The sequence below is a fragment of the Vibrio barjaei genome (assembly GCF_001639065.2).
Classification (GTDB): domain Bacteria; phylum Pseudomonadota; class Gammaproteobacteria; order Enterobacterales; family Vibrionaceae; genus Vibrio; species Vibrio barjaei.
In genome coordinates this window covers 110,317-135,497 of the sequence record NZ_LQXO02000003.1, presented here as the reverse complement: position 1 = coordinate 135,497, position 25,181 = coordinate 110,317, and the positions used below count along the sequence as shown (strand labels likewise).

Annotated in this window: 20 protein-coding genes and 1 other RNA gene; 7 read left to right on the top strand and 14 right to left on the bottom strand. The window is 45.4% G+C overall.

Annotated elements, in window-relative coordinates; all coding sequences use genetic code 11:
* Window positions 1-9 precede the first annotated feature (9 nt).
* The 9 genes from murD to rsmI all read right to left on the bottom strand — a co-directional run bounded on the left by murD (window position 10) and on the right by rsmI (window position 9,780).
* The gene (gene murD, locus AWH66_RS00630) at window positions 10-1,338 is read right to left on the bottom strand and encodes a UDP-N-acetylmuramoyl-L-alanine--D-glutamate ligase (protein ID WP_006072712.1); all 1,329 of its coding nucleotides are present in this window, start codon (window positions 1,336-1,338) and stop codon (window positions 10-12) included.
* Window positions 1,339-1,361: 23 nt separating this feature from the next.
* Entirely contained in the window at window positions 1,362-2,444 is a 1,083-nt protein-coding gene (mraY, locus tag AWH66_RS00625) for a phospho-N-acetylmuramoyl-pentapeptide-transferase (protein WP_062459874.1), read from the bottom strand.
* Window positions 2,441-3,805, bottom strand: coding sequence for a UDP-N-acetylmuramoyl-tripeptide--D-alanyl-D-alanine ligase (locus tag AWH66_RS00620; RefSeq protein ID WP_063606586.1), 1,365 nt, complete (start codon window positions 3,803-3,805; stop codon window positions 2,441-2,443). The genes mraY and AWH66_RS00620 overlap by 4 nt, the downstream gene beginning before the upstream one ends.
* Complete coding sequence (gene murE, locus AWH66_RS00615; RefSeq protein WP_063606587.1) at window positions 3,802-5,301, bottom strand: UDP-N-acetylmuramoyl-L-alanyl-D-glutamate--2,6-diaminopimelate ligase; 1,500 nt, start codon at window positions 5,299-5,301, stop codon at window positions 3,802-3,804. Before murE ends, AWH66_RS00620 begins: the two co-directional genes overlap by 4 nt.
* A gap of 9 nt (window positions 5,302-5,310) precedes the next feature.
* Complete coding sequence (locus AWH66_RS00610; RefSeq protein WP_063606588.1) at window positions 5,311-7,047, bottom strand: penicillin-binding transpeptidase domain-containing protein; 1,737 nt, start codon at window positions 7,045-7,047, stop codon at window positions 5,311-5,313.
* On the bottom strand, window positions 7,044-7,364 hold the full coding sequence (gene ftsL / locus AWH66_RS00605; protein WP_063606589.1) for a cell division protein FtsL: 321 nt from the start codon (window positions 7,362-7,364) through the stop codon (window positions 7,044-7,046). Before ftsL ends, AWH66_RS00610 begins: the two co-directional genes overlap by 4 nt.
* A gap of 11 nt (window positions 7,365-7,375) precedes the next feature.
* The gene (rsmH, locus tag AWH66_RS00600) at window positions 7,376-8,326 is read right to left on the bottom strand and encodes a 16S rRNA (cytosine(1402)-N(4))-methyltransferase RsmH (RefSeq protein WP_063606590.1); all 951 of its coding nucleotides are present in this window, start codon (window positions 8,324-8,326) and stop codon (window positions 7,376-7,378) included.
* Between the two features lie 153 nt (window positions 8,327-8,479).
* Window positions 8,480-8,886: RNase P RNA component class A (gene rnpB / locus AWH66_RS00595), an RNA gene on the bottom strand.
* A gap of 30 nt (window positions 8,887-8,916) precedes the next feature.
* The gene (gene rsmI / locus AWH66_RS00590) at window positions 8,917-9,780 is read right to left on the bottom strand and encodes a 16S rRNA (cytidine(1402)-2'-O)-methyltransferase (RefSeq protein ID WP_006072698.1); all 864 of its coding nucleotides are present in this window, start codon (window positions 9,778-9,780) and stop codon (window positions 8,917-8,919) included.
* Between the two features lie 62 nt (window positions 9,781-9,842).
* Here rsmI and AWH66_RS00585 point away from each other — a divergent pair, with 62 nt between their 5' ends.
* Genes AWH66_RS00585 through AWH66_RS00570 form a run of 4 tightly spaced genes read left to right on the top strand, consistent with a single transcriptional unit; the run spans window position 9,843 to window position 13,401 of the window.
* Complete coding sequence (locus tag AWH66_RS00585) at window positions 9,843-11,747, top strand: penicillin-binding protein activator (protein WP_240495579.1); 1,905 nt, start codon at window positions 9,843-9,845, stop codon at window positions 11,745-11,747.
* Window positions 11,710-12,099: a YraN family protein gene (locus AWH66_RS00580; protein ID WP_063606591.1), complete on the top strand. Its 390-nt coding sequence runs from the start codon at window positions 11,710-11,712 to the stop codon at window positions 12,097-12,099. The genes AWH66_RS00585 and AWH66_RS00580 overlap by 38 nt, the downstream gene beginning before the upstream one ends.
* Window positions 12,100-12,101: 2 nt before the next feature.
* Window positions 12,102-12,692: a phosphoheptose isomerase gene (locus AWH66_RS00575; protein WP_006072694.1), complete on the top strand. Its 591-nt coding sequence runs from the start codon at window positions 12,102-12,104 to the stop codon at window positions 12,690-12,692.
* A 10-nt stretch (window positions 12,693-12,702) separates the two neighbouring features.
* Window positions 12,703-13,401, top strand: a complete 699-nt coding sequence (locus tag AWH66_RS00570; RefSeq protein WP_240495581.1) for a BON domain-containing protein — start codon at window positions 12,703-12,705, stop codon at window positions 13,399-13,401.
* Between the two features lie 66 nt (window positions 13,402-13,467).
* Here AWH66_RS00570 and ilvN read toward each other — a convergent pair whose 3' ends face one another.
* The 5 genes from ilvN to erpA form a co-directional block, all read right to left on the bottom strand.
* Window positions 13,468-13,962 carry an acetolactate synthase small subunit gene (ilvN, locus tag AWH66_RS00565; RefSeq protein WP_006072691.1) on the bottom strand — a complete coding sequence of 165 codons (495 nt, stop codon included), beginning with the start codon at window positions 13,960-13,962 and terminating at the stop codon, window positions 13,468-13,470.
* 1 nt (window position 13,963) lies between these two features.
* A complete protein-coding gene (locus AWH66_RS00560; protein ID WP_006072689.1) occupies window positions 13,964-15,700 on the bottom strand; it encodes an acetolactate synthase 3 large subunit in 1,737 nt (578 codons plus the stop codon).
* A gap of 424 nt (window positions 15,701-16,124) precedes the next feature.
* Window positions 16,125-19,274, bottom strand: a complete 3,150-nt coding sequence (locus tag AWH66_RS00555; RefSeq protein WP_063606593.1) for an efflux RND transporter permease subunit — start codon at window positions 19,272-19,274, stop codon at window positions 16,125-16,127.
* 9 nt (window positions 19,275-19,283) lie between these two features.
* Complete coding sequence (locus AWH66_RS00550; protein ID WP_063606594.1) at window positions 19,284-20,399, bottom strand: efflux RND transporter periplasmic adaptor subunit; 1,116 nt, start codon at window positions 20,397-20,399, stop codon at window positions 19,284-19,286.
* Between the two features lie 253 nt (window positions 20,400-20,652).
* A complete protein-coding gene (gene erpA, locus AWH66_RS00545) occupies window positions 20,653-20,994 on the bottom strand; it encodes an iron-sulfur cluster insertion protein ErpA (RefSeq protein ID WP_006072684.1) in 342 nt (113 codons plus the stop codon).
* A gap of 302 nt (window positions 20,995-21,296) precedes the next feature.
* Between erpA and hemL the strand changes: the two genes are divergently transcribed.
* The 3 genes from hemL (at window position 21,297) to rsmC (ending at window position 25,091) form a co-directional block, all read left to right on the top strand.
* Window positions 21,297-22,589 carry a glutamate-1-semialdehyde 2,1-aminomutase gene (hemL, locus tag AWH66_RS00540; RefSeq protein ID WP_063606595.1) on the top strand — a complete coding sequence of 431 codons (1,293 nt, stop codon included), beginning with the start codon at window positions 21,297-21,299 and terminating at the stop codon, window positions 22,587-22,589.
* A 339-nt stretch (window positions 22,590-22,928) separates the two neighbouring features.
* On the top strand, window positions 22,929-24,002 hold the full coding sequence (locus tag AWH66_RS00535; RefSeq protein ID WP_083399917.1) for an AI-2E family transporter: 1,074 nt from the start codon (window positions 22,929-22,931) through the stop codon (window positions 24,000-24,002).
* A gap of 66 nt (window positions 24,003-24,068) precedes the next feature.
* Window positions 24,069-25,091, top strand: coding sequence for a 16S rRNA (guanine(1207)-N(2))-methyltransferase RsmC (rsmC, locus tag AWH66_RS00530; protein ID WP_063606597.1), 1,023 nt, complete (start codon window positions 24,069-24,071; stop codon window positions 25,089-25,091).
* Window positions 25,092-25,181: the final 90 nt, after the last annotated feature.

Sequence of the window (25,181 nt, the reverse complement as noted above, 5' to 3'; positions counted from 1 at the left end):
CGAGTCCGTTTAACTAACTTGTTTTGAAAATTGCTGAGCCAGCTGGGTAAAGTCATCTCCACGAGCCATAAAATTGGCAAACTGATCAAAGCTTGCACAAGCTGGAGATAACATAACCATATCACCCTTTTGCAGTTCGGGTGTAATATCGGTTAGGACATTGTTGAGCGTGTCATATCGAACCGCCGATGGATGCAAGGCCATGAACTCCTCACCATCTCTCCCAAAACAGCACAACTTCACATTCAGCTCAGACAGTGGTTTGGCTAACTCAGAAAAGTCAGCGCCTTTGCCAACGCCACCTACCAAAAGATACAGTTTACCCTCTAAGGTTAAGCCAGATAACGCCGCAAGTGTGCTCGCCACGTTTGTAGCCTTGGAATCATTCACCCACTTGACGCCCTTTTCATCTGCAACCACTTGGCAACGATGACTCAAACCAGTGTACGCAGCCAAACACGCCAAACCTTTTCGGTAGTTGATACCGCTCAGTTTGAGCAATGCACAGGCCACCAGCGCATTGGACCAATTGTGCTTGCCAACCAAACGAAGTTGGTCGGTGGAAATAATGGTTTCACCGTTATCGACTAGCCAGACTTGTCCGTCGATTTCACGCATACCGAAGTCTTGCTCATTAAAACCAAACGTTGCTACAGGAAGCCCGGCCAGCTCAGGGGAAGTCTCTGGCTCATCACGATTCACCAAAGCATGTTCTGCATTGAAGAAAATACGTCGTTTCGCTTGTGCATAATCTTCCATCCCATGGTAGCGATCCATATGATCTTCGGACAGATTCAAAAATGTCGATACTTTGGTTTTTAGAGAATAGGTTGTTTCGAGTTGGAAGCTAGATAATTCTAGGACATACAAGTCGGCATTCAGTTCCAGCAAATCTAAAGCAGGAACACCAATATTACCGCCAACACCGACATTGATACCCGCAGCTTTGGCCATTGCCCCTGTTAGGTCGGTCACTGTACTTTTACCGTTGGAGCCTGTAATAGCAATAACAGGCTTGGTAGTTGCCCACGCAAACAGTTCAATATCGCCAACAACGCGAATACCTTTTTCCAGTGCCTGCTGAATTTCTGGTGTTGCCAAAGCAATACCAGGGTTGCAAACAATCAGGTCTGCTTGATTCAACCACTCAGTATTAAAGCTTCCAGCATGCAGTTCTGCACCTTCTGGCAACTGCTCAGCACCGGGAGGGTTCTCCCGACTGTCCATCACACGAACAGTCACGTCAGGATGGTTTTTACTAACATGATTAACGACAGAGAGCCCGGTAATACCGAGCCCAACTACAACGACTTGCTTTATGTCTTGCCAAGAATCCATGAACTGATTGTCCTACTGCGTTTCTAACGTACTTTAAGAGTGGCTAATCCAATAAGAACTAGTACGATTGAAATAATCCAAAAACGAACAATAACACGTGGTTCCGGCCATCCTTTTAGCTCATAGTGGTGGTGAATAGGCGCCATACGGAAAATACGCTGGCCACGCAGTTTGTATGAACCTACCTGAAGAATAACCGACAACGTTTCCATTACGAATACACCGCCCATAATAACAAGCACAAACTCTTGACGAACCAACACCGCAATCACACCAAGTGCACCACCAAGTGCCAGTGAGCCAACATCACCCATAAACACTTGTGCTGGATACGTGTTAAACCAAAGGAAACCAAGGCCAGCACCAACCATTGCGGTACATACAACGACCAACTCTGAGGTATATGGGATATAAGGAATATGTAGGTAGTTAGCGAAGTTAACGTTGCCCGTAGCCCAAGCAATAACCGCAAAACCCGCCGCTACAAGTACTGTCGGCATAATAGCCAAGCCATCCAAACCATCCGTCAGGTTTACAGCGTTGCTTGTGCCTACAATAACAAAATAGGTGAAGACGATATAAAACAGTCCCATCTGCGGCATCACGTCTTTGAAGAAAGGCACAACCAATTGAGTTGCAGCTGTATCTTGTCCATGAGCATATAAAGCGAAAGCCACGAACAGAGCGATAACTGACTGCCAAAAATACTTCCAACGAGCAATCAAACCGTCAGTGTTCTTACGAACAACTTTGCGATAATCGTCGACAAAACCCACTGCGCCGTAGCCAAGTAAAACAACCAATACAGCCCAGATATAAGGGTTGCTTAAGTCAGACCACAGCAACACTGTTAATGTAATCGCAAACAAGATCATCACGCCGCCCATGGTTGGCGTTCCGCGCTTACTAAAGTGCGATTCAGGACCTTCGTTACGAACAACTTGACCGATTTGCAACATTTGCAGGCGAGCAATCATTTTAGGTCCCATCCATAAGGACAACCCTAAAGCGGTTAACACACTGACTATGGCTCTGAATGACAGGTATTCAAACAGTCGAAAAAAAGAAAAGTATGGCTGTAGTAATTCCGCAAGCCAAATAATCATGTGTAAGTCTCCTTCAGTGCATTAGCAATGGTGTACATGCCAGCACTTAGTGCCCCTTTCACCAATAAGGTATGAGAGGTCTGGTTTAGCTGTGTTAAATTGCGCTCGATATATTCAAGCATGCTGTCGTGACTCTGAAAATGCATACCACCACATAGGTCACTGATAATCTTCGCATCTTCACCATAGGTCAAAACATGTTCAAATGCGAAAGGAGCAGCATGTTGTCCGACTTCTTTGTGAAGTGCAAGACTTTCATGCCCCAATTCTGCCATATTACCCAGAATCAACCAGCGCTGCCCTTGCTTAAACTGTGCAAGCAAGTCAACCGCCGCTTTCATCGCAGGCACACTGGCGTTATAGCTGTCATCAATTAAGGTAATGTGCTCAGTAAGTTTTTCTACATCAACACGACGTTTAACCTTACTTAGCGATTGCAAACCTATTTTGATTTGCTCTAAGGTCGCACCACATTGAATCGCCAAAGCACTCGCAGCAACGGCATTCGCCACATTATGCTCACCTAGCAATGACAACTGCAGTTCGACATTGCCGATTGGTGTGTGCAGTGTAAATAACGGATAGCCCTCTGATGACATCGCTATGTCAGCGCCATAAAAATCGGCGTTAGTGTTTTGTTTAGAGAACGTTATAAGGTTTTTATCTTGTAAAACTTCTGACCAAATCGACTCACCTTGACTATCGAGATTGATCAGCGCTGTCCCGTTGGCTGTGAGACCCTGGTAAATTTCACCTTTCGCAGTTTTCACGCCATCAAGAGAACCAAAGCCCTCCAGGTGCGCTTCTGCCACATTATTAACCATGGCAATATCAGGTTTCACCAGCGCCGTGGTGTAAGCAATCTCGCCAATATGATTCGCACCTAGTTCGATAACAGAAAAGTCATCTTGTGGTGTGCTGCGAAGTAATGTCAGTGGAACACCAATATCATTATTGAAGTTGCCAGCTGTGTATAGCACTTGTCCAAGGCCAGATAAGATACTCGCCACCATCTCTTTTACTGTGGTTTTGCCACAGCTACCAGTAATAGCAAGAGTTTTTGTCCCACAACGACGATGCACTTCAGCCCCTAATAAGCCAAGTGCAACTTTACTATCTGCTACGATAACCTGCGGAATATCAATATCCAGTTGACGTTCAACAATGAGTGCGGCGGCACCTTTATCAGCAGCTTGCTGGCAAAAATCGTGAGCATCAAAGCGCTCACCGACTAACGCAATAAACAGTGCTCCAGACTGAATCGCACGAGTATCTGTCGTGACTTCTTGGATTTGAATCTCACCGCCACTCTGCGTACCTTCAACAATATTGGCAATGTCAGATAGTGTTAATGCAATCATAATGTAAGTCCCAATAATGTTGCGGCCGATTCTCTGTCCGAGTAATGCACCGCTTTGGTGCCAATAACCTGATAGTCTTCGTGACCTTTACCAGCGAGTAAAATAATGTCCGATGCCCCAGCTTGGTTCATCGCCACCTGCGCCGCATCAAACCGTTTGTGTTCAACAATAGCAGCTTGCGGTTGGCTCATACCGGCCAACATATCTTCGACAATAGCAGCAGGGTCTTCACTTCGAGGATTATCATCACTAAGAATAACGTGGTCAGCTAAGCGTTCAGCGATCGCCGCCATCATTGGTCGTTTACCTTTATCTCTGTCACCACCGCAGCCGACAATCACCCAAAGTTTACCTTCACAATGTACTCGCAACGCCAACAGCGCTTTTTCAAGAGCATCGGGGGTGTGAGCATAATCGACAACTATTTTAGGTTTACTAGTGGTTTGGAATAGTTCCATTCTGCCAAGCACTGGTTGCAGTTTCGGCGCAGTTTGTTGCAGATGTTCGATATCAAAGCCGAGCGCTAATAACGACGCAAACGCCAGCATGAGATTGCTAGCGTTAAATTGACCAATCAGTGGTGCTTGCAGATTGCCTTGCCCAAAGTAACCATCAAATTCAAGTGAGATTCCGCTATCGCTGTATTCTACTGTTGTTGCCCACAGCCCTCTTTCACCCTCTTGACGTCCTTCAACAGACACCGCGATGGCATCACTTCGTTCCGACAACCAACGGCGACCAACGACATCATCAATATTGAGAACCGCATGTTCGCAATGATGGTCGGTAAACAGGAGCTTCTTCGCGGCCTCGTATCCTTCCATTGTGCCGTGATAATCGAGATGATCACGGCTCAGATTGGTAAAAATACCTAACTTAAATGGCACAGCGGCAACGCGACCTTGAACTAAGCCGTGAGAAGACACTTCCATCGCTGTATAGTGCGCACCTTGCTGATCTAACTTTGCTAAGATTCGCTGTACATCAATGGCACTGCCTGTGGTGTTTTTTGCCTCTTCAAGCTGATCTAAGAAGCCATTACCCGTCGTGCCCATAATAGCGGCTTTATCACCGAGTAAATCAATCCATTGAGCAATAAGCTGGGTGATGGTGGTTTTGCCATTCGTCCCAGTTACACCAATGACTTGTTGCTGATATTGATATAGGCGTGCCGCGATGACAGAAAGCAGCGTATCGAGTTGGTAGAGATGGATAATTGGCACTTCACCAATATAGGTCACTTCACCATGCTTATGCTCACTGTCTGCTTGAGCCAGCACAGACGTAGCGCCTGCTTGCACTGCTCTTTCGATAAACAGACGGCCATCGACAGTATGACCAATGATCGCGACGAAGCTATCGCCTTGTTGAATAGCCCGGCTATCTAATTCCAAATTGGAAACGACTATGTCATCAAGTGACAAGTAGCTCACTGAGCTTTCCATTTCGCTAATCCAAGGTTTTAGCAGTTTTGCCAATGTCAAAGAGGTCAACATTGTTTTCACCTATTTTTGAAACTGATTTTCATCAGGCGCTACATTTAATATCTGCAGCGAACCTTTCATAATTTCTGAGAATACTGGGCCTGCAACAGCACCACCATAATACTGATCACCTTGTGGTTCGTTAATCACCACAACAAGCGCAATACGAGGGTCACTTACAGGAGCAACACCCGACGTAATTGCTACGTATTCGTCACTATAGCCACCAGCGGCTGCTTTTCGTGATGTACCTGTTTTGGCTGCAACACGATATCCAGGAACGGCGGCACGCGTCGCTGTACCACCTGGTTGAGTTACCGCTTCCAGCATGTTTAATACTTCAACCGCATAGTGATGGTCGATGACCTGCTTCGATAAATCTTGCTGGTTATTCTCAATGATATGTACTGGTTGATATAATCCACCATTACCCAATGTCGCATAGGCATGCGCTAATTGTAGTGGAGTAATCGAGATACCATAGCCAAAGGCAAGCGTTGCAATTTCAAATTGAGACCAACGGCGACGGTTAGGGAAAATACCAGTGGTTTCGCCGACTAAGTTCAGCCCAGAAAGCTGGCCAAAACCGATCGAGCTATACATTCCTAATAGCTCTTGCAGAGGCATTTCCAACGCAAGCTTAGCCACACCGATGTTACTGGATTTTTGAAGAATCTTCGCCAAGTTAGCCTTGCCAACTTTTGAAGTATCACGAACACGACTGCCACCAATTTGCATGATGCCATTACCGGTATCAATCACGGTATTTTCATCGGCTACACCCGCTTCTAATGCAGCTAACACAACAAACGGTTTAACCGTCGAACCCGGTTCCATCGCATCGGTTATCACCCGGTTACGCATCGTAAAGGACTGACGAGAGGAGCGATTATTCGGGTTGTATGATGGGGCATTAACCATAGCTAACACACCGCCAGTCTTAACATCGATAATCACAGCACTGCCTGAGGTCGCGCGGTAATCAGCAACGGCTTGTTTGACTGCACGGTAAGCGATCGCTTGCAAACGCTGGTCAATAGTAAGTTCGAGCGGCTTACCTTCTTCACGCTCCTCTAGCGAGATATTTTCTACGACACGACCATAACGGTCTTTACGAATAATTCGTTTACCCGCCTCACCCGTCAGCCATTTATCATAGCTGCGTTCTACCCCTTCGAGACCATGACCGTCAATACCAGTGACCCCAACTAAGTGTGCGCTAACTTCACCAGCAGGGTAATAGCGGCGAGATTCCGCTTTCAGTCCAACTCCCGAGAGTTTGAGCTCTTTGATGTACTTTGCCATGGCTGGGCTGACTTGGCGCTGTAGATAGATAAAGCGGCGAGTTTTGTTTTTCTGAATCTTGTTGATAAGGGCCTGTCGGTCAAGACCGAGTACATCCGCTAGGGCATGCCAACGGTCAAGTTTTGCCAAACCATTATCTTTAAATATCGTAGCAGGATCTGCCCATACTGCTTGAACCGGAACACTGACCGCCAACGGCTCGCCATTGCGATCTGAAATAATGCCGCGGGCAGAGGGAAGTGCTTTAACGCGGACCGAACGTAAATCACCTTGCTTAATTAAGTTATCCGGTTCGATAACTTGGATATAGCCGATTCTGGCTACCAGTGCAGTGAAGATTAATAACACGCAACCTAAGATGAGACGAAAGCGCCATGCAATCAGCGTTGGAGCTTCTGCAGTTTGTGTACTTTTCTTCTTGTTGGAGGGTTTTACAACTTTTTTGCCTTTCATTTCAGGGAAACCACTACTTCCTTGTCAGCATCAGGACGCTTCATATCCAGTTCTTGCTTTGCCATCGCTTGGACTCGACTGTGTTCAGACAACGCATTTTCTTCAAGAAGCAAGTTGCGCCATTCATTATCAAGCCTTTCACGCTCTTGGAGCGCCACATCTTTTTGGTTTATTGCCTGGCGAGTATGGTGAGTAGCAAAGACGACCCCCATCGCTGTCGCGAATATTAATAGCAATACCATTAAAGGTACTCGACCCACCGTTATAATATCTATCCCGATGAGTTTGGCTAAGTTGTGTTTTGGCTCGTTAGACATCCACTTGTCCGCTACAGTTTTTCTGCAACTCGAAGTACAGAGCTGCGTGATCGCGTGTTCATTTCAACTTCTTGATCCGATGGTTTAAGTGCTTTACCAATTGTTTTTAGATTTGCACTCCCCAAAGCACGAATTTGATCTTCTGTCATCGGAATACCGTGAGGCACTTGAGGGCCTCTACTTTCTTTGCGCATAAAACGCTTCACCATGCGATCTTCCAACGAGTGGAAACTGATCACAGATAAACGACCTTCTGGCGCAAGAATGCTTGCTGCTCCTTTTAAAGCCGTATCGATCTCTTCAAGTTCACTGTTGATATAGATGCGAAATGCTTGGAATGAACGCGTCGCTGGATGCTTCTTCTCTTTGAAGCTTTTTGGTGCCGCGTCAGAAATTAACTTCGCTAGTTGGCTTGTACGAGTAAGTGGCTCTTTCTCTTCATCTTCACGATGAGCAACAATCGCTTTAGCGATTCGACGAGCGTGCTTATCTTCACCAAACTCACGAATAACCCAAGTGATATCATCAAGCTCAGCGTGAGCCAACCACTTAGAAACCGGCATGCCTGATGTTGGGTCCATGCGCATATCCAATGGGCCGTCTTTCATAAAGCTAAAACCACGTTCCGCATCATCCAATTGTGGTGAAGAGACACCTAAGTCCAGCAACACACCGTCAACTTTACCAACCAAATCATAGCGTTCCGCATATTCTGCCATACCAGAAAACGGGCCGTGAATAATGGTGAATCGAGGGTCATCGATTTTACCCGCTTCTTCAATCGCTTGAGGATCTCGGTCAATACTATAAAGGCGACCATTTTCACCCAATTGTGAAAGAATTTGACGACTGTGACCACCACGTCCAAACGTCCCATCGATATAGATACCGTCAGGTTTAATGGCTAAGCCATCGATAGATTCATGAAGTAGTACCGAAATATGTTGGAATGATTCGCTCATTGGTGATCTCGAGAGTTGCTAAAGGCAAAGTAGACAAGTGTACTGATTTCCTTCAGTAACGTCATCTGGTTAAGTTCAGCCTAACGTAAAGATAGGTGATAAAAAAGCAAAAAACCCATCACAAAATCAATTTGTAATGGGTTTTTTTATAATAGGTGAAGTTGACCTGTACGCCGGGTTCTGTATCCGCCGAAGCGGTGATAGCCATTCGTCTAGGCCAGCAATCGCTCACTGGCTCGAGCAACCTACCCGCCTCCATACGCGAGCAACGCAATGTGGAAGCCTATTTGGTCTTGCTCCGGGTGGAGTTTACCTTGCAACGAACTGTTACCAGTCGTCCGGTGCGCTCTTACCGCACCCTTTCACCCTTACCTGTACTCCTTCCGAAGAAATAGAGCCATCGGCGGTCTTCTCTCTGCTGCACTTGTCGTGGGCTCACGCCCCCCAGGCGTTACCTGGCACCCTGCTCTGTGGAGCCCGGACGTTCCTCCCCTCCGTCAGTCTCCCCCAAGACAAGCTCAAGGGGACGTCAACGAAGCAGCGACTATCCAGTCAACTTCAGGGCGCGGATTGTAGCGGAGCGCGAGCAATTACTCAAGGTTTTCTAAGCCCCATTTGTATAATGCGTTCTTTTTCAGGTTATAAATCTCTGCCGTTGCTGCCGCAGCTTTCTTCAATGGCAGCTCTTTAACTAAGATCGCTAAGGTTCGAGTCGCCTCGTCTGGTAACGTGTCCGTCACGGGTTCGCGGTATCCATGAATCAATAAAACCATCTCACCGCGCTTGCGGTTTTCGTCTTCTTCAATCCATTCAACCAATTCACCTAATGGCAGTCCCTGTATGGTTTCGTAAGTCTTTGTCAGCTCACGTGCCAATACAACTTCACGCTCCGGACCAAGGACTTCAAGCATATCTGCCAACGACTCAGTGATTCGATGTGGTGACTCATAGAAAATACAGGTACGCTCTGCCTTAGCAATTTCCATAAACTTGTCTTTACGACCTTTGCTTTTTGCAGGCAAGAAACCTTCAAAGCTAAATCGATCAGATGGTAGACCTGAGGCGCTCAAGGCAGTTATTACGGCACACGCACCAGGTAATGGCACAACTTTAACGCCCGCTTGACGACATTGAGACACTAAATGGTACCCTGGATCGCTGATCAGTGGCGTACCCGCATCAGAAACCAATGCGATGGATTCGCCCGCTAACAATTTATCGACTAAAACTTGTGCTTTTTGCTGCTCATTGTGATCATGGAGCGCAAATGTCCTAGTTTGAATATTGAAGTGCGATAAAAGTTTACCCGTATGACGAGTATCTTCAGCAGCAATAATATCGACGCTGTTTAAGACATCGAGCGCTCTTTGTGTGATATCACCGAGATTTCCAATAGGAGTCGGTACAATAAAGAGCGTTGGTTGCTCAATATAAGTGGTTTTGTTGCTTGTCATTTGTTTACCAGCACTTCAACGATTAATATAATGATTTTACACGAATAGTGATTAAAGAGCTCATGGCAATGATGAACCCAAAGAGAAATAGTGTAACACGCCTACTGACTCCAATTGCATTGGCTTTGTCCATTGCCGCTTGTTCTACTCAGCCAAGCGCCCCAACGAGTGTTGATATCACCCTTGCTCCAACCGCATCTTCTGAAACGTACTTAATGCGTGCCGATGCCGATCAAGGTGGTTTCGCTAACGAATGGCTAATTCTAGCGTTCAAGGCATCGATTCAAGAAGGCAACTACGAACAAGCTAAGCGACTTTCTAATCGTCTAGCCAAACAAAACCTAACCGTTATTCAGCAAGCAGAATGGCAGTTAGCTCGTGCAGAGCTTAACCTAGCGCAAGGCAATGCACAGGATGCGTATCTACAACTTAACTTCCCTGCGGAATGGCCTCTTGCCCAACAGCAATGGCAACGTTACTACGAGTTAAGAGCGCAAAGTCTGGCCCAATTAGGCCGCTACTTTGAGGCTAGCCGAGAATTGATTGCCATGTCAGGTTTCGCTCCACGCGAAGAGCAGCAAGGCATCAATGATGAGATTTGGAATAACCTCAACCAGTATTCTGCTGACCAGCTTTCAACCTTAGTCGCAGAACCTAAAGAAGAAGTTCTTGATGGCTGGTTACAGCTTGCAACCTACATGAAAGCGTTAGGTGGTAGCCTTCCACAACTACAAAACACCTTAAAGAACTGGTTGGCCGAAAACCCTGACCATCCCGCTGCTGAATACACGCCTCAAAGTATCTTAGATATTTTAAGTTTAGAGATCACGACGCCTCACAGCACTGCACTACTGCTTCCATTAACGGGCAAATATGCGAAACAAGCGCAGCTAGTTCGTGACGGGTTTATGATGGCAATGATGGACGATGAGCAGCGCGACCCAGAGGCCATCTTTACCGTTATCGATACTAATGAAACGGCTCCGGCAGATATCAAAGCACAATTAATTGCCAATGAAGTAGACTTCATTGTTGGTCCACTCATCAAAGAAAATGTTGAGAAGCTGCAACAAGCGCAAAAACAATCGGAAACTCCAATTCCAGCACTCGCACTCAATATTCCTAGTGAGTTAGAACCATCACAAATGATGTGTTACCTAACGCTTTCACCAGAGCAAGAAGTGGCGCAAGCGGCCGCTCATCTTTCTGAAGGCAACTATGAGTATCCTCTGGTCCTAGCACCAAGAGGCAACCTCGGTGACCGCGTAGTGAAAGCATTTGAAGAAGAGTGGGCAAAAGTCAGTGACAACAAAGTCGCTATTGCACAATATGGAAATCGCGCTCAGCTGCAAAAAACCATCAATAATGTATTCGGTCTTCAGCAAAGTCAGCAGCGTATCGCCCAAATGGAAGCGTTGACAGGCATGAAGCTAGAGAATCAACCACGTAGCCGCCGCGATATTGACTCTGTTTATATCGTTGCTAACAGTGCGGATCTGACGTTGATCAAGCCGTTTATTGAAGTGGCAATTAACCCAGATGCGAAGCAACCGCAATTGTTTGCTGATTCACACAGCCATACGACTAAACGTCAATACGAAGATCTCACTGGTGTTGTCTACAGTGATATCCCTCTGCTAATTGACCAAGATCCTCAGCTTGACGCACAAATGACCAAGTTCTGGCCGAAGAGCTCGAATGCAGAGAAACGTCTGCAAGCATTGGGTATGGATGCTTATTCATTAACCAAAGAGTTACCGCAGTTAAAAGCCGTTCAAGGTTATTCTGTAGATGGCCAAACCGGCACATTGAGCGTTGATTCTGACTGTGTAGTACAGCGCCAAATTTCCTGGGGTGTATATGGTCAAAAGCCAACTCAAGTAACGGAAGCTTCTGAGACACAAGCACCTAACACGAAAGAAGGTACGGATGGCACTGTTGCCGTGGAACAACCGATCAGCCAATAAAAGAGCGGTTGGCAAAAACTACGAAACCCTCGCTAAGGACTATTTAGGTCGACAAGGCCTAGTAGCCTTAGCGGAGAATTACACCGCAAAATGCGGTGAGCTGGACCTCATTATGCAAGACGGTTCCACTCTTGTCTTTGTCGAGGTAAAGTATCGTCAAAGCACTCAGTATGGCTTAGCTCAAGAGATGGTGACCCCCTCTAAAGCACGAAAGCTACAAAAAGCAGCCACCCTTTGGTTGCTGCAAAACGGCTTATCGCCCTACGATACTGATTTTCGATTCGATGTCGTTGCCATTCATCAACAAGGTAATGACATTAACTGGATAAAGAACGCGATCACTCAAGGATAACCATGCGCGATAGCATTAAAGAAAGTTTCACTGAAAGTATTCAAATTCAAATTGCGGCTGCAGAAGCGCTTCCTGACGTTATTACCCACGCAGCTCAAGCCATGGTAGCAACACTACTTAACGGTCACAGAATTCTTTGCTGTGGTAATGGCGGCTCTGCTTCTAATGCCCAACAATTTGTCTCTTGTTTACTAAACCGCTTCGAAACTGAGCGTCCCAGCTTACCCGCTATGACTCTAACTGCCGATAGCACCACTATGACGGCAGTAGCAAACGACTATAACTTTGAAGATATCTTTGCCAAGCAAGTACGCGCCTTTGGTCAGGCTGGAGATATATTGCTTGCGATTTCTACAAGTGGTAACAGTAAAAACGTTATCAAAGCTATGGAAGCCGCAGTAACTAGAGATATGACCATCATCGCCTTTACTGGTAAGGACGGTGGCGAAATGGCTGGTCTGCTGGGTGAGAACGATGTTGAAATCCGTATCCCATCTCACAGAACCGCCCGCATTCATGAGGTGCATATGGTAACTCTACATTGCCTATGCGATCTTATTGACCAAGTTCTGTTCCCTTCACACGAAGAGTAATACCATGAAGATGTACAAAGTTCTGACTTTGCTATTGGTTAGCACCATGTTGTCTGGATGTGCTGGCTTGTTTGTCGCTGGCGCTGCTACCACTGTTAATTTAGTGACTGATACTCGAACCACAAAAGAAATTTGGAACGATAACTCATTAGAATCCGAAGTCGCAGGTATGAGTAATAAAGCCCCCTACGTAGGACAAGTACGTGTGGTTGCAAGTTCTCAACGCGGTACCGTGGTTCTGATGGGACAAGCTAAGACTCAAGCACTAAGCAACCAACTTGAAGCTCAAGTCAAAAGCTTAAAAGGCGTTAAACGAGTTTATAACCAAATTCGAATTAAAGCTCCGATCAGCTTCACGAGTGTCAGTAATGACAGTTGGTTAACGACGAAAGTGAAGTCAGCGTTATTGACCGATGAGCGTCTTAACGGTGTAAAAGTTAAAGTCATCACTGAAGACAAAGAAGTGTTCTTACTCGGTTACGTTTCTAAAGAGCATGCAGATGTTGCCACTGAAATCGCTCGTAACGTCTCTGGGGTAAACCAAGTTATTCGTGCTTTCCAATTTAGTGAGCAGCAAGACAAACTCAATACAGAGGCTCCGGTTGAAGAAACAAAACAGCCAGAAGCTCCGGTTAAAAATGCCGAACCTGAAGAAGAAATGAGACCAATCATTGAAGAGCCTGCACCTTTTCATGAAATAGAAGGTTAACGTCCTGTTAAACGTAAAAAGCGAGCTTGATGCTCGCTTTTTTAATTTATTGGTTCGTCTTTAACCCTATGGTTTAAGTGCTCGCTCACCACGGGCGATACCCACGATACCACTTCGAGCAACTTCAACCACATCAGTCACTTCTGAGAGTGCTGAAACAAACGCATCCAACTTCTCTGCGGTGCCCGCTAGCTGCACGGTATACTGAGAGGCTGTTACATCAACAATCTGACCACGGAAAATATCTGCTGTACGCTTTACTTCCGCACGAGCGAAACCGCTGGCTTTTACTTTCACCATCATCAGCTCACGCTCAATGTGGTCAAACTCAGTTACTTCTTGAACCTTCAGAACATCAATAAGTTTATGAAGCTGCTTTTGAATCTGTTCAAGTTCCATTTCGTCCGACTCAGTCGTGATATTGAGACGAGACAGGGTTTCATCATCTGTTGGTGATACGTTGAGTGACTCGATGTTATAACCACGTTGAGAGAACAAACCTACCACTCGAGAAAGTGCACCCGGTTGGTTTTCCATTAGTAGTGAAATGATATGTCTCATATTATGTTCTCTCCGTTTTGCTTAGCCACATCTTATCCATGCCTTCCCCTTTAATTTGCATTGGGTAAACATGTTCTGTTTCGTCAACATTGATGTCGACAAACACTAAGCGATCTTTCATTTCTAGCGCTTTCTTCAAGCCAGACTCAAGCTCGCTTGGGTTGGAGATTCGAATCCCAACATGGCCGTAAGCTTCTGCAATCGCAGCAAAGTCTGGAACAGAGTCCATATATGAGTTTGAGTGACGACCTTGATAAATCATGTCTTGCCACTGTTTTACCATTCCTAAGAAACGGTTGTTTAGGTTAATGATCTTAACTGGCACATCGTATTGCATCGCCGTCGACAGCTCTTGGATATTCATCTGAATACTGCCGTCACCGGTGACACATACCACTTCCTCATCGGGGTGCGCAAATTTCACGCCCATGGCTGCTGGGAAACCAAAGCCCATGGTCCCTAGACCACCAGAGTTGATCCAACGACGAGGCTTGTTGAATGGGTAATAAAGCGCAGCAAACATTTGGTGCTGGCCAACATCCGACGCGACATACGCATCACCACCAGTCAATTTGTGCAGCACTTCAATAACTTGTTGTGGTTTAATGCGTTCTTCTGAAGTTTCATAACCTAAGCAGTTGCGCGCTCGCCATCCCGCAATGTCATCCCACCAAGCATTAAGCGCAGCTTCATCATTCGTTCCGCCTTGCTCTACAAGCAATCTAAGCATGGTCTCAAGCACCACATCTGCAGAGCCAACAATCGGCAGGTCAGCACGAACGTTTTTAGAAATCGACGATGGATCGATATCGATGTGGACCACTTTGGCATTAGGGCAGTACTTATCAAGGTTGTTAGTTGTACGATCGTCAAAACGTACACCTACACCAAAAATCAGATCGGCATTATGCATTGCCAAATTCGCTTCGTAGGTACCATGCATACCCAGCATACCTAGCGCGTTTTTGTGAGTGCCAGGGAACGCGCCTAGCCCCATCAAAGTACTAATAACAGGTAAATTAAGCGTTTCAGCTAGCTTAATAATATGCTGGTCGGCTTCTGACATCACCGCACCACCACCGACATAAAGTACGGGTTTCTTCGCTTCTAGAATCGCTTTTAGTGCTTTTTTGATTTGTCCTTTATGACCCGTCATTGTCGGGTTGTAAGAACGCATCTTAATCGTTTCCGGATACTCGTAAGGAAACTTAATTTGCGGATTCATGACATCTTTTGGAACATCAACAACAACTGGACCTGGACGACCTGAAGAAGCGATATAGAACGCTTTCTTTAATGTTTCAGGTACATCTTCTGCACGTTGTACTAGAAAGCTGTGTTTGACCACCGGACGTGATACACCCACCATGTCACACTCTTGGAATGCGTCATTACCAATCAGGTTATTTGGTACGTTACCAGAGATAACGACCATAGGGATAGAGTCCATGTATGCGGTTGCAATACCAGTAATCGTATTGGTTGCACCAGGACCAGAACACACTAATACAACACCAGGTTTACCAGTTGCACGTGCATAGCCATCAGCCATATGAGTCGCAGCTTGTTCGTGACGAACGAGTACGTGTTGAATGTTTTCGCGCTTTTCATGCAGCGCATCGTAGATATCGAGAACGGAACCACCTGGGTAGCCAAAGATTTGTTGAACACCCTCGTCAATCAAAGATTGCACGATCATCTCTGCACCAGATAGCATTTCTGGGGTTGAATCTGCCATATTGTCTCCTTACCAGTTATCGCAGCAATTTGGTTATTGCTGAGCTGGCATTACATAGTTAGGTCTTATTCGTAGCCTAAATCGAAATTACTCACTTTCGGCTATGTCACGCCTAGCTTGTCATAACAAGCTATTCGTTTACGCAACAACTTTAACTCTTTCTTAGCACAAGATCTAACCCTATCAAGTTCTCAAAAAACACACTCAACTTTGAATGAGTTGTTTTGCAAACATTTGTTACAAGCTTGAACCACTAGCCAAACGATCAACAAAGATATTAATGAAAATTCAGTATTAAATTCTTTCAAATTACCCCAAAAACCGCGCAAACCTATCGTTGAGCTGGATAATTCACAACAAAGCCATCCACAGAAAAAACAAAAACCTCCCAAAGGAGGCTTTCGAATTTGAAGGCTATATCTTTTTAAGCCGCTTTTACTGGAGGTTTTCTCTTACTAAAGCGCCAACGCTTGAAGATAGAGGGTTTAGATTGCTTCTCTTCTCGCTTTCCTAACATTAACAAGCAAGGGGTCAATACTAATGTCAATACTGTCGCGAATGCCAAACCACCAGCGATAGCTGTTGCTAACTGCGACCACCACTGAGTGCTCGGAGCCCCAAACTCTATTTTTTGGTTAATGATATCGACATTCATCTCCAGCACCATAGGCATAAGGCCGAGTATGGTCGTTACTGTAGTCAATAAGACAGGACGCAAACGCTGCACTCCGGTTCTCAATATGGCATCTCGCTTGTCCAAACCTCGTTTTAGCAGTTGGTTGTATGTGTCGATCAGCACGATATTATTGTTCACGACGATCCCTGCTAAAGCGATAACCCCAATTCCCGACATGATAATGCCAAATGGTCGCTGGAAAATAAGCAGACCTGCAAACACCCCCACTGTCGAGAATATAACGGCACTTAAGATAAGGAAGGCTTGATAGAAACTATTGAACTGAGTAATTAGAATCAATGCCATCACCGCTAGAGCAACCAAAAACGCACTTTGCAGGAATTCAGATGAGTTCTTCTGCTCTTCGTTTTGACCGCGAATTCTATAATCGATACCTGCTGGTAAATCGATATTACTCAGTTGCTGCTGAAACCCAGGAAGTTCGACCGCAAGGTTATACCCTTCCGCCATATCAGCCTTCACACTAATAATGCGAACGCCATCTAAACGGTTGATCGTATCTTGTTTAGGCTGAGGAGTTATCTCCGCAAAGTTGGTTATAGGCACCAATCCTGCCGGGGTTTTGATACGAAGCTCATCAAATCGGCCAATATCTCGTTTGTCGCTTGGGAAACGAACGAGAATATCCACTTCCTCCGTCGAGTCATCAGGCAAATAGTCGCCAATTTTCAATCCATTGGTTACAAACTGTACCGTATTTCCAACCAGAGTTGCATCCGCAGCAAACCGTGAGGCATCATCGCGACTGATATCAATTTGCCAATCAATACCCGGTTTATTCGAAGTATCACTGATATTGGTCAGCTTAGAGTTACCATCAGCCCAGCGACGTATCATTTTAGCAGCTTCATCGAGCTTTTCTGGGAAACGCGCTGAGAGCTCAATTTCTAAATCGTGTTCAACAGGCGGACCAGCATCTGGGAATTTGTACTCGATCTCTACACCAGCAAATTGATCCGTGGTCTGCTTGAGTTCTTCTATGATGACATTCACACGACGACGATCTTGCCAATCAACCGGAGTGATCTGAATCGTACCAATTTCATCCTTACCACCGGTTTTGGTATAAACGCTCTCAAACTCTTTGTGGTTAAACATGACCTGTTCCACCACTCTCATCACTTCATCTTTTTCATTGATCGATAAGTCACCATGAGAACGCACTTTTACATTGAAGTAAGGAGGATCTACTTCAGGGAAGAACTCGGCACCTAAACCTGCTTTGTTGTAAGCGAACCCGACTCCTATCGCCATCAAAATCGCCAACAACAGTATTTTCAGTGGGTGACCAATGGCAATATCTAGTGTGTGGTAATAGAGCTTAGTGATCCCAGTTGCTTGAGCAAACTCACCGTTATGTAACGCAACCATCTGTTGCTGGCGTTTCTCTGAAACATACTGAGGCTTGCCAATCAAACCACCGATCACAGGTACAAACAACAGCGCCATGACAAGCGATGCAGTGAGGGTTGCGATAAGAGTCAACGGTAAGAATTTCATAAATTCGCCGGTGGTGTCAGGCCAGAATAGTAGCGGCGCAAAAGCTGCTAACGTAGTGGCCGTTGAGGCTGTAATTGGCCAAGCCATTCGCCTTGCAGCGTCGCGATAAGCCTGTTTACGAGGCGTACCCTCTTGCATTCGACGGTCAGCAAACTCAGTCACAACAATGGCCCCATCAACCAGCATCCCCACGGCCATAATTAGCGAGAACAGTACGATAATGTTGACCGTTAAACCAAATACAGAGAGCACCAATAAACCCGTTAGGAAAGAGCCTGGAATTGATATCCCTACCAACAAGGCCGTGCGTACACCAAGGATAGCTATAATGACGATCACTACTAAAATGATGGCCGAAAGAATATTGTTTTGGAGATCATTAAGCATGATCTTTACGTCTTTCGATTCATCTTTGGTGAATTTCACCAGAAGGTTATTCGGCCACTCCGGTAGCGTTTGCGCTTGGCGCAACACTTCTTTAACGAGATCAACGGTCTCAATGATGTTCTCACCCGAGCGTTTTTTGACATCGAGTACCACTGCCGAACGACCATCTAAACGGGCAAAGCTGTCAGGATCTCTAAATGCGCGGCGCACTGTCGCCACATCACCAAATGTAATTACCTGTTTGCCATCGACTTTAACTGGTAGCTCTAACACATCTTTCAAGCTATCAAACACGGAAGGGACTTTAACGGAAAAACGTCCATATCCAGTATCGACAAAACCTGCAGCCACCACCTTGTTGTTCAATGCGATTAAGTTGTAGATATCGCCCTGATCTAAGCCATAGCTTTCCATCAATAATGGATCGACAACGATTTCAACGATGTCTTCACGGTCACCTGCGATATCCACTTCAAGGATCTGCCTATAACTTTCCAGCTTATCGCGCAATTGGCGAGCGAGTTGGACAATTGTGCGCTCTGGAACTGTACCGTAAAGAACGACTGATAAGACCGGTTGCTCAGAGGCAAGGGTTACTTCGTTTACCGTCGGCTCATCACTGCCATCGGGTAACTTAGGTTTCGCTAAATCTACCGCATCTCTGACATCGGCCATCGCTTTGGCCAGATCGACACCGACGTTAAATTCCAACGTCACTGAGCCATGCCCTTCTGAAGCCTTCGCCGTCATCTCTTTCACTCCCTCTACGGAGCGCATCTCTTTTTCAAGGGGACGGACTAACAAGCGTTCACTGTCAGTAGGAGAAATACCTTGGTGGCTAACAGAAACATAAATGATTGGAATGGTAATGTCTGGGCTCGATTCTTTTGGTATCGAGTTATAAGTCGCAATACCAGCAATCAAAATTAGAACCAGTAAGCTCAACATGGTTCTGGAGCGAGACAGCGCCGCATCAATTAATGCAAACATGGCAGCTCCTTATTGCTCTTGCTGCTGGGCGATTTGATTGGCTTGCTCAACACTGATCGCTTCAACGTTGTCACCATCACGAACAAACCCTTGTCCGAGCACAATAATGTCTACTTGCTTGCCCAGTCCGGTCAACCAAACGCCATCTTGCTCAGCCTTAACAAGCTGAATCGGTATAAAGGCGACTCGATTTTCCTTGAGAGTTTTCACCCCTAGATTTCCACTTTCATCTAGCGCCAGCATTGCAGGCGTAATCTTAATCGCTAATTGCTCATCTAACGCAAGCTCAACCTCAGCACTGACGCCTGCCGGAATACGTTGATTAGGGTTTGGCACTTCGATTTCAATCGGGAAAGTATTCGTCGACTCGGAAGAGACTCGAGAGATATAGCGCAACTTTCCGGTCACTTCATCACCGCCAATAAAGCGGATTTGCGATGGTTGACTAGTGACCAATTGCTGAATATGTCTCTCGCTGACATCCGCTTCGATGATCAACGTTTCTAAATCAATCAGCGTCGCCACAGGGTCACCAACCGAAACAAAATCACCAAGTTCAATATACAGATGGTCTACAATACCGGAAAATGGAGCTCTAACTGATGTGTTACGTAGTGCCAACTTCGCCGCACTCACCATAGCTTTTGCTTCAGTTAAATTAGCGGCAGCGGTTGAGTAGGCAACTTCACCTTGAAGTCCTTTACTTTTTAAAGATTTAGAGGCGTTGAATTCTTGCTGTCTGACATTTAGCATCGCTTGAGCACGCTCTAAGCGTATCTGCAAATCACCGAGATCGATTTGAGCGATAGACTGACCGGCTTTAACTGAGTCACCTTTTCGTACATTCAGTTTAATGATCTTACCTGCAATCTCAGCGCCCAATTTCGCGGTACGATCTGGTGCTGTTCGGCCGTAGAGATCGATTTTCTTCTCGACTTGTTGAGCCTTGAAAGTTTGATAGACAACGCGGGCTAGAGGCGCAGGGTCATCGGAAGGTGCGGTAGATTGATTTTCTTCAGCTTTTAACACGCCTAAACCTAGCCACACACTAAGTATGAAGATACAGAGCAGAGAAATAAGCCAAGGACGTTTTGAAAAAAAACTGCCAGATTGACTGATTGGCATAATCATTTCCTTATAATTGTGTTTTTGACGCTAACTGGTTAGATACGCTGCTCTAAGGCAACTGGTTCTAAAAAATTATTAGCAATCAAACATTAAACGACATCCTATGTTTAATGCGATGACTGGAATACTTTACTCAGCCTAGAGAAATAGACAACTAAACTTCTCTCCTAATCTGCTCTTAATGGGGGATTTTTCACAGTGTTGAAAGCTGGCTCAAAAAAGGCGAACACATGGTTCGCCTTTTTATCTGCTATACGCTAAACGATGCGCCACAGCCACAGGTTGTTGTCGCATTTGGGTTATTCACAAAGAAACGAGAACCTTCTAGTCCCTCAGTATAATCAACCACACCACCAACTAAATATTGCAGGCTCATTGGATCAACCACCAGAGTTACACCACATTTCTCAATTGTCGTGTCACCTTCGTTCACGTTCTCATCAAACGTAAAACCATATTGGAAGCCACTACAACCGCCACCCGTGATATAAACACGAAGCTTAAGCTGTGGGTTTTCTTCTTCTGCAATTAGGGTCTGTACACGCGTTGCCGCGGCATCTGAAAAATCTAAAGGAATAGCTACATCACTCACGGGAACCTCTCTTGCTACTCAATCGCAAATAACACCCTACCACAACCTAATGATGGGCAGATATCCCCTGCGATGAAAAAGGACGGCCCAGCTGCTCACCAGACCTTGCATATAATTTTAAAGTTATTGCACCAGATTATCTAATACCTGACTGCTTCGTTCAAGTATTACGCAAAAGCAAATTAGCTTTACAGCAGATTCAAACGCTAATTTACGAAAATGTGCTCAAAACACTACTAGAATCTGTGCGGAGATGTACAATGCTGCTCAACTTGGTCCGAACAAGCAAAGAGGAACTTTCCATGACCAAATCAGCTGAGCTGTATGAAAAAGCGCAACAGACCATCCCAGGCGGTGTTAATTCTCCGGTTCGTGCCTTCAACGGCGTAGGAGGTTCACCTATTTTTATCGAACGTGCCGATGGTCCATTGATTTTTGATGCTGATGGTAAAGCGTACATCGATTACGTAGGTTCATGGGGTCCTATGATTCTAGGCCATAACCACGCCGCAATTCGTGATGCAGTGATTAATGCAGCGCAACGTGGATTAAGTTTCGGTGCACCAACTGAAATGGAAATCAACATGGCGGAATTAGTTCGCAAGTTGGTTCCATCAATGGAACAACTGCGCATGGTAAGTTCTGGTACAGAAGCTACCATGAGTGCTATTCGTCTAGCGCGTGGCTACACTGGTCGTGACAAAATTCTTAAGTTCGAAGGTTGCTACCACGGTCATGCCGATAGCCTATTGGTTAAAGCAGGTTCAGGCGCACTGACTCTTGGACAACCAAGCTCTCCAGGTGTACCTGCTGACTTCGCTAAATACACACTGACTGCACGTTTCAACGACCTAGATTCCGTTAAAGCTCTGTTTGAAGCAAACAAAGGCGAAATCGCTTGTATTATCGTTGAACCTGTTGCGGGCAATATGAACTGTATTCCGCCAGTAGAGGGTTTCCATGAAGGTCTACGTCAGATTTGCGATGAGGAAGGTGCTCTACTTATTTTTGATGAAGTAATGACAGGTTTCCGTGTTGCTCAAGGTGGTGCACAGGCACATTACAACATCAAACCAGACTTAACCACGCTAGGTAAAATCATCGGCGGCGGTATGCCAGTTGGTGCTTTCGGCGGTCGTAAAGAAGTGATGCAATACATCGCACCAACAGGTCCTGTTTATCAAGCAGGTACACTATCAGGCAACCCAATTGCAATGGCGGCAGGTTACGCTTGTTTGACGCTACTTTCCGAAGAAGGTAATGAAAAACGCCTAGCGAATAAGACCAAACAACTTGCTGATGGCTTTAAACAACTTGCTGACAAACACGGCGTACCACTAGTCGTGAACCAAGTAGGTGGCATGTTCGGTTTCTTCTTTACTGAGCAAGAAACTATCACTTGCTATGAAGAAGTAGCTAAGTGTGATGTTGAACGTTTCAAACGCTTCTTCCACTTAATGCTAGACCACGGTGTTTACCTAGCACCATCAGCATTTGAAGCAAGCTTCACCTCGTTGGCACACGGCTCTAAAGAAATCGATGCAACATTAGAAGCAGCTGATCGCTGTTTCGCCATCATTGCTAGCGAAGCATAAGCAAGCATTGTAAAAATACCTTATGGGCTGATTAATCAGCCCTTTTTTATGCCTGCCAATTAAACAATGCCAGAATAATGAGCACTGCAATGGTCAGAGAAAACCAAGGAATAGCACGTTTTTGACGCTTATTCGATTGACACTTTTTGTCGTCGCTACAACACCCCATATTCCCTCCGTAAAGCCAGTAAATGAAAAGTAATTAACATTGATCGATCAACATTTTGCGTCCATTATATGACCACTATAACTAAGTAAAAATGCCTCGTCTGTAGGTGTTTGTCATAAAGTCATTACCCCTTCTTTAAGAAGGTCTGAGGAAACGTTGTGAAAAATAAAATGAATGTGACTGCTAGCCACTGGGTACTTATCCTTGCCCTTCTGTTTGCAGCGTTTGCTTGTTATTTATTAGTCGAACCCTATATGAATTCCATTGTTATGGCGTTCATCCTTTCTCTGTTGATGTTCCCGATTCATGAGTGGATTGAGAGCAAAATGCCAAAACACAAGAACGTCGTCGCCTTGCTCTCATGTATTGTATTGACGTTTATTATCGTTATGCCTCTGCTTTTGGTGTTTAGTGCTATCGTTCAACAAGGTTCCGTGTTCTCTCAAAACATGTATCAATGGGTCACTGGCGGTGGTATTCAAGAGGTTATCGCCCACCCTTGGGTAAAGAAAGGGTTGTCTTTTATCAATGACTACCTCCCTTTTGACGCAATTAACGCACAAGATATTGCTCAGAAAGCAGCTGAGTTTGCGACTTCATTAGGTTCGAATTTAGTTGCGACTAGTGCAAAGATTCTTGGTGACGCAACAAACTTCCTAATGAACTTCTTCTTGATGTTGTTTGTTCTGTTTTTCCTTTTGCGTGACCACGACAAACTCATTGCTGCAATTCGCCATATTCTGCCTTTCTCGCGCAGCCAAGAAGACCGCCTATTGAATGAGATTGAAAAAGTGTCGAAATCAGCGGTCATGGGGTCATTCTTGACCGCAATTGCTCAAGGCGCCGCAGGTGGATTTGGTATGTGGATGGCAGGATTCCCGGGGCTGTTTTGGGGCACAATGATGGGCTTCGCGTCTTTTATTCCTGTTGTAGGTACCGCACTTATATGGATACCAGCTACTGCTTACCTACTCATTACTGGTGATACCACATGGGGCCTGTTCTTAGCCATCTGGAGCATCGCCGTCGTAGGCTCTATTGATAACGTGCTGCGCCCGCTGCTAATGCAGGGCAGTGCGGGTATGAATACACTGATGATATTCTTCTCTCTCTTAGGGGGGATTCATCTATTTGGCTTAATTGGATTGATTTACGGCCCTCTTATCTTTGCCATCACTATGGTTCTGTTCAATATGTACGAAGAAGAATTTAAAGACTTCTTAGACGGACAAGATAACAGCTAGACACTTTTTTCAGGGAGGGCTTTGTGAGAGAATCCCCTCCCTTTTTACTTCCAGAGATAACTCGTCATGGCAACCTACATCGCACCTAGTCAAATCGCGGAAAGGCAACTCGAATACTTCGCACAAAAGCGTGTATTGGTCATCGGCGAAATAGAAGATCAGTTCCCTATCGAGCTCAGTAAACACTGCGACAAGGTGACGGTATTTACCAGTAATTACATTACCTACCGCCTGTTAAGTTCTTCAAGTAAAATCACGACGTTGTTTGGCGCTTCATTATCGAGCGACATTGATGCCGATATGATTTTACTCTACTGGCCAAAAGCGAAAGCCGAAGCGCAAATGCTACTGGAAATGGCACTAGCAAAACTTGGCAACGACACTGAGATTGCTGTTGTCGGTGAAAATCGCTCTGGTGTAAAGAGCATCGAAAAAATGTTCAAGCCTTACGGACCAATGAACAAATATGACTCAGCTCGACGTTGCTCGTTTTACTGGGGCATGTGTCAATCAGCCCCCGAGTCATTTGAGCTTGAAAACTGGTTTAAAAGCTACCAAGTAGAGCTCAATGGATTACCCATTACGGTTAAAAGCCTGCCTGGCGTCTTTAGTCACGGTGAATTTGATAGTGGCAGTCAGTTACTCCTGAGCAACCTACCTGAACTTAAAGGTAAAGTGCTCGACTTTGGCTGTGGTGCCGGTGTTATTGGCGCTTACATGGGGCTGAAATATAACAATATTGAACTCAATATGTGTGATATCAACGCCTTTGCCATTGAATCAAGCAAGCAAACTCTACTAGCAAATAACCTAAAAGGTCAGGTATTTGCGTCAGACGTCTACTCAGATGTCCCCTCAGGACTCGACTTTATTATCAGTAACCCACCGTTTCACGCTGGCTTAGATACCAGTTATTCAGCAACGGAAACTTTATTGTCTGACGCACCTAACTATATGAATAGCAACGGGCAGTTAATGATTGTCGCCAATAGTTTCCTCAAATACCCTCCTATTATTGAGCAGCAATTTGGTCACTGCCACACTGTCGATAAAAACCGTAAGTTTGCTATCTATCACGCAACAAAATAAGTCGTCATGAATCCAATTGGTTGGTGTTCTCAAGCCTTTCACCAACCAATTGAATTTATTTGAATAACTCGCTTCATTAGGCCCTTTCTT